At 37.7% G+C, this 11,133-nt stretch carries 7 protein-coding genes and 1 pseudogene; 4 read left to right on the forward strand and 4 right to left on the reverse strand.

From position 1 onward, the window contains the following. The first annotated feature begins 195 nt into the window (after positions 1-195). Complete coding sequence (locus EJK17_RS10350; RefSeq protein ID WP_103660691.1) at positions 196-1,896, forward strand: SLAP domain-containing protein; 1,701 nt, start codon at positions 196-198, stop codon at positions 1,894-1,896. A gap of 210 nt (positions 1,897-2,106) precedes the next feature. Next, positions 2,107-3,072: an AEC family transporter gene (locus tag EJK17_RS10355; protein ID WP_103660690.1), complete on the forward strand. Its 966-nt coding sequence runs from the start codon at positions 2,107-2,109 to the stop codon at positions 3,070-3,072. Positions 3,073-3,125: 53 nt separating this feature from the next. Here the strand turns inward: EJK17_RS10355 and EJK17_RS10360 are convergent, their stop codons facing one another. Beyond that, positions 3,126-4,001 carry a LysR family transcriptional regulator gene (locus tag EJK17_RS10360; protein WP_103660689.1) on the reverse strand — a complete coding sequence of 292 codons (876 nt, stop codon included), beginning with the start codon at positions 3,999-4,001 and terminating at the stop codon, positions 3,126-3,128. Positions 4,002-4,074: 73 nt separating this feature from the next. Here EJK17_RS10360 and EJK17_RS10365 point away from each other — a divergent pair, with 73 nt between their 5' ends. Beyond that, entirely contained in the window at positions 4,075-5,748 is a 1,674-nt protein-coding gene (locus EJK17_RS10365) for a malolactic enzyme (protein ID WP_103660688.1), read from the forward strand. A 39-nt stretch (positions 5,749-5,787) separates the two neighbouring features. On the opposite strand, the gene EJK17_RS10370 is transcribed toward EJK17_RS10365, so the two are convergent. Next, positions 5,788-6,030, reverse strand: coding sequence for a hypothetical protein (locus tag EJK17_RS10370; RefSeq protein WP_127796408.1), 243 nt, complete (start codon positions 6,028-6,030; stop codon positions 5,788-5,790). 9 nt (positions 6,031-6,039) lie between these two features. On the opposite strand from EJK17_RS10370, the gene vprA reads away from it, so the two are divergent. Next, positions 6,040-7,389: a vinyl phenol reductase gene (gene vprA / locus EJK17_RS10375; RefSeq protein WP_127796409.1), complete on the forward strand. Its 1,350-nt coding sequence runs from the start codon at positions 6,040-6,042 to the stop codon at positions 7,387-7,389. 90 nt (positions 7,390-7,479) lie between these two features. On the opposite strand, the gene EJK17_RS10380 is transcribed toward vprA, so the two are convergent. Beyond that, positions 7,480-9,306 carry a bifunctional metallophosphatase/5'-nucleotidase gene (locus EJK17_RS10380; protein WP_201738248.1) on the reverse strand — a complete coding sequence of 609 codons (1,827 nt, stop codon included), beginning with the start codon at positions 9,304-9,306 and terminating at the stop codon, positions 7,480-7,482. A gap of 205 nt (positions 9,307-9,511) precedes the next feature. Beyond that, a pseudogene (locus tag EJK17_RS10385) lies at positions 9,512-10,877 on the reverse strand (FAD-dependent oxidoreductase). Positions 10,878-11,133: the final 256 nt, after the last annotated feature.

Below are 11,133 nucleotides of genomic sequence, written 5' to 3' on the forward strand. Positions count from 1 at the left end.
ACCAGCTTCTAATGTGTTTTTGTTCTTAACATCAGACTACTGGTCTTTTTGTTTTGGAGTCAAGTCCTAAAATGGATTTGACTCTTTTTAATTTGTAACTAAGCGTCACCGCAAACTATTTTACACTTAGATTTAAATCATTCAATTGCCTGTGCCATAATATAGTCAAATGATTTTGAGAAGAAGGATCAATAAATGAAAATTAAGAAAATTGCTTTAAGCACGGTTGCTGCAGCGCTATTAGTGAGTCCCGCATTAACTGTGATTCCCCGCTCCACGCCAGTTTTAGCTGCTAAAGCAAATAAAAATACAAAGCAAACTATCACGGTCGGCGACGATGATGACATTACGCTCTACGATCAGAATGGTAAAGAAATTAGGCAAAAAGGCAAGTACATTTATGCTACCTTGAAGCCTAAGACAACCGTTACCTTCTATGGCCAGCCCAAAGTAATTCGCGGACCAAAGATTTATTACTATGGCGATCGCAGCGATCCCTTAACTCCTAAGTGGTTACCTTACTATAAGACCATCAAGGGTCAAAAATTCGTTTACTTAGGCAAGGGGCAATATGTCAAAGCCTCACAAGCTTCAATTTATGGTTTGCATCGACACCTTTACATTGATTACAACAAGACGCCAATTTACAACAAAAATGGCAAGAAGATCAAGACGGTTAATAGTGGCAAGAAATACATTTATCCGGCCAAATACAATAAGAAATTTGATCAATATCACTATGAACCAAAAGTCTTTTTTAACATCGGCAAGGGTCGCTATGTTAAAGCAGCTGATGTGGCCAAAATCAATGGTAAAGACGCTCTTTACACGAATTTGAATTCCTATGTTTACACTAAAAACGGTAAACGCACTAATAAGAAAATTCCTAAAGGTTCTGCCATCACTGCTAGCCAATCTTTAACTAAAGTTCAGGCAAATCAAGAACCTCTTTTCTACACTTGGGATTATCGTTCAAGCAAAGATGGCGAGCGGGTTTACTTACCTTATAAGACAATTAAAGGTAAACAATATTATCAAATTGGTAAGAACCAATACATCAACGCGATGAATGTTGGCAAAATTGCTGGCGATGAGGTCACGGTCAACCAACCGGTTACGTTGAAGATCAGTAAGAATTCCGCTATTTATGCCTTTAGTGCTGGGGATGCCAAGAAGACTAAGGTGAAAGCTTACAAGAAGGGGCAAAAGGTCACGGTTGATTACATTGTTTCTGACTATTACTTTGGTGAATCTGAAGAAAATGGCTACTACCACATTAAAGGTAAAGGCAACGAATTTATCTATGGTGGCAACATCAAAACCCGCCTGCAACTGCGTTATTACGATTGGTCTGAATACGAAACAATGCGCACTTCCGCTACGGTTAAAGCAAAGCAAGAACTCACCGTTTATAATTTAAATAGGCACAAGAGTTCAACTACTATCGCTAGTGGCACGGAATTTAACGTTGATCAATTGCGTTGCATTTATTTGCCCAGCGAAAACAAAGCGGAATTGTTCTATCACCTCACTGATCGGTCAATTAACAAGACTGATGTTGGTAATGGCTTCGTAAAAGCTAGCGATGTTACTTATTTAAAGAATGCGAAATTAAAAGCCGTTAACACTGCCGCCGAAGCTAAAGATGATAATAGTTTGGCCACTTCTGGTGAAAAGAAACAACTTCAAACTATTATGAACGAAGTGACAAAAATTAAAAAGAGTTTTGCCTACACACAGGCTTCTAAAGAACAAAATACAAAATTTAATGACGCGTTTTCTGAAGCCCAAAATGTGGTAAAGAATGATAAGGCAACTAAAAACGAAGTTGTATTTGCTGGCTGGTACTTGCAAAAAGCTAAAGAAGACTTAGACGGTGGTCCAGTATTTAGCTAAAAATAAATGCCTTCAAGGATAATTAATAATTTTCCTGAAGGCGCTTTTATTTTCTCAAAATTTTAAGAATCTTGATTTAAAAGGCTTTAATGAGACTTTTCAGTTGCAATTTTATTCAGAAATGATATAAACACTATGCTTATATATATTTCATATATATTGTTCTTTTGTTTAACTAAACATTTGATTATATGAGGAGGAGATTTATTAATGACGGGATTTTTGTCATCAATTTCTAGCGTAGTCGTAATCGTTCTGATTATGCTGCTGGGATACATCTTAAGACGGCAAGGTTGGTTCGCTGATTCTTTTGCGGGAAACATCTCTAAGTTGATCACGCAAATTGCCCTTCCTGCTTCAATTTTCATTTCTGTGCAAAATAATTTGACCAGAGATAGCTTAGTCAACTTATTCGAAAACCTATTAGTGCCATTTATCGGCGTGGTAATTTCTTACATCATTGCCGTTATTTTGGTAAAAATTATTAAAGTGCAAGTTGGTCGGCGTGGTGTTTTCATCAATACTGTGGCCAACGCCAACACCATCTTTATCGGGATGCCATTAAACGTGGCGCTCTTTGGTAACAAGGCAATGCCATACTTCTTGGTTTACTACATCATCAATACCGTTTCGACTTGGGCCTTTGGGGTATTTTTAATTCAGAGTGATGACCCTGAATTAATTGAAGAAGAAAAGAAAGAGCACAAGATCGAGTGGAAAAAGCTCTTACCAATGCCCTTAGTTGGTTTTATTGTGGCAATTATTTGGCCGTTAACTGGACTTAAGCTGCCAACTTTTGCAAGCCAAACCTTCACATACGTTGGTAACTTAGTAACGCCTTTATCATTGATCTATATCGGAATTGTTTTAGCTGATTCCGGAATTAAGAATGTCCGGATTGATAAAGATAGTTTATTTGCTTTAATCGGTCGTTTCATTGTGGCTCCAGCGATCATGATTTTACTAGTTAGATTCTGTGCACCGGCAATTCACTTACCAATGCCAGCCTTAATGGACAAAACTTTCATCGTCCAATCTGGTACACCAGCATTAGCAGTCTTACCCGTTCTTGCTAACGAGGCTCACGGGGATGTTGATTACGCCACTAATGTTGTAGTCTTGAGTACTTTGCTTTTCATCGTTGTTGTTCCAATTTTAATGGTAATTGCAGGTTAATTAAATAAAAAAATCTCATCAGGTTATTCAAAACTTGATGAGATTTTTTTGCTTTATTTATGAGTTAAAATCTGCCACAGAGCTTCTTCTTTAGTCGTCATCAGATGATTTTCACGAGTTGCAGCCGCCAAAATGAACTCTGGCTGTTCTTTATCTAGCAATGGCAGAGTAACGACATTATCGCGATCATCAATCGATAATTCAGTTAAATAACCGATCCCCAGATTCTGAGCTACTAACGATTTAACTACCATTACGTCAGGACTACGGTAAATAGTATTCAAACTAATTTTGTTTTTCTTGACCATTTCCGCCAGTGCCCTGGTATGGATATAATCGCTATTTAATCCTATAAAGTTTTGATCGGCGATTTCTCTGAAATAAATTCCCTTCTTCTTTGCCAAAGGATTCTCTTTACTGACGATAACTTTAATTGGGTAATGCTTAATAATTTCCAATTTTAAACCTGGTGCCACTTGCGGTTTAGTTAAACCAAGTAAAGAAAAATTGATTTTTCCCTCTTTTAGAAGGCCAATCAAGTCGTATGAACCACTTTCGACAACCTTTAATTTGTTTAACAATCCTTTAGCTAACAGTTCCGGCACAAGCGACGGAAAATAATTTCGTCCAATTACTGGTGGCAAGCCAAAGGAAATATCGGCTTCTTTTTCCTGTTGAATTTCAGCTGCAGCAACGCTAATCTCATTTAAAATCGATTGTACATGTTCATCGAATTGCATCCCTAACTTAGTAATGATCAAACTTTTATGCGATTGATCCCTAATTAAGAATTGAGCGTCAAACTTGCGCTCTAGCCGCTTCACAGCTGCTGTAATTGTTGGCTGGCTAACACCAAATTTTTCAGCAGTTTTGGTATAACTCTTAAGATTGACTAGCTCGTGATAGTACCTCAGATCTTGAATATTCACTTGTTCATCATCCTCATATAAATAAAAGTTTGGCTTCTTGATAAATTTCTTGAAGTCATATACTGCTTAACATATTACAAGTAAAAAGTATGAAAAAGCAAACAGGAGGCTTTTGCAGCAAGTGTCAAACGCATATAGTATTTTAAACGATCCTTTTCAAAATAAAGGTACTGCATTCACTAAACGTGAGCGTGAAGTTCTAGGTTTAACTGGTACCTTGCCAAGCAAAGTACAAACAATCGAAGAACAAGCTGCCAGAGTATATGAACAATACGAACAACGGCCAGAAGGAATTCAAAAACGGAAGTTTTTGATGGAAATTTTCAACACTAACCGCACCCTCTTCTTCTACGTGATGACTCAACACTTAGTTGAATTGATGCCAGTAGTTTATGATCCAGTTATTGCCCCAGCTATTGAAAAATACAGCGAAATTTTCATGAAACCACAAGGAGCAGCCTTTTTATCAGTTGATGATCCAGATACAATCGAAGAAAGCTTAAAAAATGCAGCTGGTGGTCGGAAGATCAAATTAATTGTTGTCACCGATGGTGAAGGAATCCTTGGGATCGGTGACTGGGGTGCCAATGGGGTTAACATTTCTGTTGGTAAGCTCATGGTTTACACCGCCGCTGCCGGAATCGATCCTCGCGAAGTATTACCAGTTTCACTTGATGTTGGGACCAATAACCAAACTTTAATCGATGATCCACTTTACTTAGGTAACAAGCATGCCCGCGTGCAAGGTGACAAGTATTACGACTTAGTTGATAAGTTTGTTAAAGCCGCGCGCAAAATCTTCCCAGATGTCTTTATCCACTTCGAAGACTTTGGTCGTGATAATGCTACCAAGATTTTGAACAAGTATCGTGAAGACATCCCTATCTTTAATGATGACGTGCAAGGAACTGGGATCGTTTGTTTATCAGGTGTCCTGGGTGCACTTAATATTTCTAAGCAAAAGTTCACCGATCAAATTTTCTTAACCTTCGGTGCAGGTACTGCTGGCATGGGGATTGCCAACATGATGTACCGGGAAATGTTAGTTGAAGGGATGGATCCTGAAGAAGCTAAAAAACATTTCTATCTTGTTGACAAGCAAGGTTTGCTCTTCAGTGACACACCAGGTTTGACTCCTGAACAAAAACCATTTGTCCGTGAACGCTCAGAATTTGATAATACCGATGAATTGACTAATTTAGAAGTAGTGATTAAGGCTGTTCACCCAACAGTGATGATTGGTACTTCAACTAAGCCAGGTGCCTTCACTGAAGCTGCAATCAAAGAAATGGCTGCTCATGCTGAACGCCCAATCATTTTCTCAATTTCTAACCCAACTAAGTTGATTGAAGCTAAGGCTGAAGATTTAATTAAATGGACCGACGGTAAAGCGTTGGTTGCCACAGGTGTGCCATCTGATCCCGTTGAATATAAGGGCGTAACTTACAATATCGGTCAAGCAAACAATGCCTTGATTTACTCAGGTTTGGGTCTAGGAATTTTAGCAAGTAAAGCTAAATTAGTACCAGATGAATTGCTTTCTGCGGCAGCTCATTTACTAGGTGGAATTGTTGATCCAGAAGAACCAGGTGCAGCCGTTTTGCCACCAGTTGCTAAGTTGCAATCCTTCACTGCCACTGAAGCTGAGGCAGTTGCCCAAGCTGCAATTGACAATGGCTTAGCTGGTGAAGACGTGACTGATGCCAAATCTGCTACTGAAAATATGAAGTGGTTACCTAAGTATTAAGATTTTAGCTAAAAAAGATTGATCTCAGTATAAATGAGGTCAATCTTTTTTATTCGAATTATTTTCTTTAATGGATGCAATAAATTTCTTTAATGCTTCTGATTTATTATCTCGCCTAAAAACTAATTGCATTTGATAATTCTGACTAATTTTCTTTGAAGCAATATGTCTAAAAACAATATTAGGATCGTGAACCATAAATTTTTCAAATAGCCCTTCAGTTACATATGCTAAGCCTTCATTTAGGGAACAATCAATCATCATTTTTTCGATTGATGGCACTCTTCTAATCTGGTTGTTGAAAAAGGACATACTTTAGGAGGTAGTGGTAACTACATTGAAGGTGCATTTGCAGTTGATTCATTCATGCAAAAGAAACACTCTGATTACCATTTAACAAAAGAGGAAGCTTTAAACGAAGAATTAACATACTCTCATTACAAAGCTGATACCAATACATGGAAGCAATTTCTCGATGGTTCCGCTGCAATTATTAAATGGCTAAAAAATTTGGGAGTGGAATATTTCGATGTTGAACCTTTAGGTAGCGGTGCTAGAACTTGGCACTTATTCAAAGGTCGTGGAGATGCCGTTATTAATCAAGTATTAGCACCTAAAGCTAAAGAACAAGGTACTGATATTTTGACATCAACTGAAGTAACTAACTTGATTACAACTGATGGTCAAGTTACTGGTGTTGAAATCAAGGATCTTAAGTCTTCTGAAACAACTCAAGTTTCAGGTAAAAACATTATTTTAGCAACTGGTGGATATTTGAACAATAAAGATATGATTGCTAAATACACTAACTACGATGCTAATCAATTGATTCCAGTCAACTCAAATAAGAATACTGGTGATGGTCTTTCATTAGCTTGGAAAGCTGGTGCACAAAGATACGCCATGGGAATGGCAATGTTATTCGGTGGTTATATTAAAGACCCCGACAAGCCAACCTACGTTTACCGTTATGATGAACTAAACGGTGCAGCAAATCAACAATCACTACTTTGGGTTAATGAAACTGGTAAACGGTTTGTTAACGAAGAAGTTGTTGATAACTTCGCTGAAGCTGGTAATGCTTTGTTTACTCAAAATGAATTCTACACTATCTTAGATCAATCAACTATTGATCACTTACAAAATGATTCATTATATAAGGCAATGGGTACTTACGACTATCACGATACTAAGTTGCCTCACTTACAAGAAGAAATTGATAAAGAACTCGCTGCTAATGCAAAATACTTAACTAAAGCTGACAGTATTGAAGAATTAGCTAAGAAATTAAGTCTACCTGATTTACCAGCAACTATTAAGCGTTACAACCAATTAGCTCAAGAAGGTAAAGATGTTGACTTTGGCAAGCAAAATAGATTCATGGTTCCAGTAGAAAATGGTCCATTCTATGCTATTAAACAAGGTGTTGGTGCCTTCTGTACGATGGGTGGTTTAAAGATTAACCTTGATAATCAAGTGCTTGACCAAAATGGTGCACCAATCAAAGGACTATACGCTGTCGGTAACGATGCCGCAGGTATGTTAATTGGTGATACTTATGGTCCAAACATGCCTGGTACTGAAGCTGGATATTGCTTCTTCTCTGGTAAACATACCGCTGACGTAATCGCAAATAAATAACTTTTAGATTAATCAAAAAAGCTTGATCAAAGCAGAAACATGCGATGATCAAGCTTTTTTGTGCTAAATTGGCTAACAGAATTTTTTATCTTAATTTCCAGTAACTAAATTCTTGCGATCCAATTTCGGTGCAATCAGTGGTTTTTGTGCCTTAATGTAGTTAACAAAAACATCAGTATCAACACCAGCGGTGCCGACCTGCTTAGCGTTCTTAAACTGAATAAAGAAATCACCGCCGCCTTTTAAAAATTCATTGATGACAACATTGTAAGTCTTATTAAGATCAATCGGCTTACCATCATTTCCATAAACCTTGACCACCTTGTATGGCTGTTTAGGATCATTTGTTGGAACAAAATCATATTTTAACCCCGATACCAGTAAATAAGTATGATGGCCTGCCCCATAATTACGATATTGTTGGTTTAAAACATCGTAAACTTCTTTACCAGTCATCGAAACAATATCAAGAATGTTGCCAAAAGGTTGAACATCTTGCGCAGCACCCCAAGTAATCGACTTATCCGGTTTTACTGCCAGTCCAGCTCGAACACCGCCACCATTGGTCATAGCAAAATCAACACTCAGTTCTTGTGCTTTAACCGCTTGACGAGCTCCGGCAAGTTGTGCATCAACGACTAAATCACCCGTTTCATTTTCATCGTTTTTATTATTATGATCCCGTCCTGTTAAACTACGTGCTGCTTGAGCCTCACCAATCTTTTGATTAACGATCCCAGCAGTTCGACGATCAGCATCTTTAACTATTGCACCAACTTTTTTATCGTCCTTAATTGAAGGATCTTGCTCAGCAGACATAGTTGGAAAGACGTGAGCTTTAATTCCCTTCTTGGTAAAATCATGGGTTTTAGGATTTAAATATCCAATCACATCATCATATGCTTCACCTGAATAGATGGCTTGTACTAAATGAGTATGTCCTACTGTCGCATTCGAATATTGGTGAGAGTGCCCAGCAAAGTATAAATCAACTGAGTTTTTAGGATCGATCTCATAGAGCTTTTTTAAAATATCTACAACTGGACCACTTGTTTCAGCTTGGTTGGTTTGTTGATCAACTTTACTTGCCACCCCAGTATGAGCAATCACAATGATTGCCTTCACACCTTTTTTGCGTAAGATGCGATCATATTTTGCAATCGTCTGTGCTTCATCAAGATACTTGTATGGATGATAGTTTTTATAAGTAGTCAAAGTTGGCATTGTAGTAGTTAAAATCCCAATAAAGCCAATCTTTACTTTTTTACCTGCTTTACTCTTCACCGTCTTAATCATGTAAGGTTTGAAGCCATAAGGAGGCTTATTGTTACTTCTTTTGACAACGTTTGAGATGACAATATTCAAACCAGAATTTTGATGCGGATACTTCATTTCAGCAGAATTATACTTTTTACTTGGCTTTCCACCAACAACAATTCGATGAAATTCCCCTAATCCTTCATCAAACTCATGATTACCAAGAGTTCCAATTGTAAAGTGCATAGCTTTTAAGGCATGCATTGTTGACTCATCTTGTAGTAAAGCCGAATTGGATGGTGAAGCACCAACCATATCTCCTGCTTCAATTCTAAAAGTATGACCTGCCTGATTGCTTTTCTTAAAAACTTGTTGCGCATGGTTAAGGTAAGCGGCAAGTCTGATCGCTCCACCTGCGTTTTTATACTGAGTATTTCCAATCCAGGCATTACCTGTTCTTTCAAGTCCACCATGTAAGTCATTGATCCCCAGGAATTGAATTGGAATTAATGACTTATTTTTACTCTTTATTTTATATTGTTCGGGTTTGCTCTTATAGTCGATTTGAGTTGTAACTTTAACTTCCTTTGCTTCTGCCCTAAATTCAGGAGCAAAAGTAGTTAATTCAGCGAGTGCAAATGCTGATATTGCAGCAATCATAAGTGGACTTTTCTTCATTTATTCTCTCCTTTTAAAAATCCTTTGTCTTAATATTATTACGAATATTTTTAAAGTCAATAATAAATAATGTTCTTTTTTAAAAGGAAAAGAATTAGAAATAAACAAAAAAATACCCTATAACCATCAACTTACGAATTAATAATTATAGAGTATTATTTTTGAGCTCGATAAATTACCTAACTAATTAAACAATTTCATCATAACCTAATGCTTCTTGGGCAACCATGTTAATCAAGTTCCATTGACGGTCGAAACTTGGTGAGAAGAAGAAGTCAGCTTCAGCCAAGTCTTCCAAGGTCAACTTTTCTCTAATGGCAAGTGACAAAACATTGGCCTGGCCAGTAATATCGTACTCAGACAAAGTTGAACCGCCGAGCACTTGATGGCTATCCTTGTTATAAACTAATGAAATATAAACTTCTGGGTTGTCTTCTTCTGGAATATAAGCTGGGCGCAAACGACCATGATAAGTTACTTCCGCCACATCGACGCCGATTCTTTCCGCATTCTTTAAGTTTAAGCCAGTCGTTACCGCATGTATACCGAAGGCTTCCAAAACTTGGGCACCAACAATGCCGCCAAATGGTCTTGATGGATTAATCTCAAACAAATGACCAACAACGTATTGAGCTTCATGGCGAACAGCAATTGCAGAAGGAATTGGAACCCGCCGGTTAGCTGGAATGCTGTATGGGAAGACGGCATCCCCGATGGCAAAGATGTTAGGGAAACTGGTTCTGAAGTATTCATCTGTCTTGATATAGCCATTGTCATAAAGATCAATCGTTCCACCAAGCCAGTCAGTATTTGGTGTAACGCCAATCGCTTCAATGACTAAGTCAGTTGGAATATCACCATTATTGGTCTTAATAGTTTCAACCTTGTCATCGCCAGCAAAGCCTTCAACTTTGGTATTCATGGCTAAGTTAACGCCATTTTCAATCAAAACTTTATTAAACACATCAGTGTAAGTGTCATTTAAATATTTCTCAAGTGGTTTCTTGCCGCCATCAATCAAAGTAACATTCTTACCAGCTTTACGCATTACTTCTGCAGCAGCAATCCCGTTACCGGCACCGATCACAGCCACATTCTTAATTGCTGGATCGTTTTTAGCATCTTCAATTGCACGAGCCCAGTCGTAGCCACGCATCAATAAAATGTTTTTAAGATCAGCGCCTGGTACGTCAAGCTTAGCTGGATTTACCCCAGTTGAGATAATTACTTGTCATACTTAAATTCTTTTTTAGCACCAGTCTTCACATCTTCAGCCGTTACCGTGTGCGTGTAGGTGTTAATTTCAGTAACCCGCGTGTTGTTGTACATATGGCCACCTTTGTTCTTTAAATCTTCACCTCTAAAATTCCCCACGTCATTAATGCCGGTGGTTTGGCCTTCAAGATAAAGTTTCATCCCACAAGACATGAATGAAACATAGTCAGATTGTTCTAAAAGCGTCACATCAACATTGTTATAACGATTTAAGATTTCAAAAGCAGCCTCATGACCCCGTGGGATGCACCCACAATAACTATTTTTCGTTTTTCCATGATGAATCTCCTTCGTATCAAAATTAAATTTGACTCCGTAACATCTTCAACTTAACACCGAAATTTCTAAAAGTTAATTAATAAGACTTGCTTTAGAGCAAGAAAAAACACACCTTTAAGATGTGCAATTCGTAAGCGTCAAAAACTGAAGTACCTATCTTCTCCTTTTCTTTCGTCCTATACTTGTCTTATCAATTTTGAGGAGGCAAATTTTATGAACGATAAACACGATATTGTACCTTTAACAGATAAAAAT

The organism is Lactobacillus xujianguonis (genome assembly GCF_004009905.1).
GTDB lineage: Bacteria > Bacillota > Bacilli > Lactobacillales > Lactobacillaceae > Lactobacillus > Lactobacillus xujianguonis.

Bases quoted from the DNA above. Each gene is read 5' to 3' on its own strand.
- EJK17_RS10350 (WP_103660691.1), top strand. From the start codon at position 196: ATGAAAATTAAGAAAATTGCTTTAAGCACGGTTGCTGCAGCGCTATTA.
- EJK17_RS10355 (WP_103660690.1), top strand. From the start codon at position 2,107: ATGACGGGATTTTTGTCATCAATTTCTAGCGTAGTCGTAATCGTTCTG.
- EJK17_RS10380 (WP_201738248.1), bottom strand. From the start codon at position 9,306: ATGATTGCTGCAATATCAGCATTTGCACTCGCTGAATTAACTACTTTT.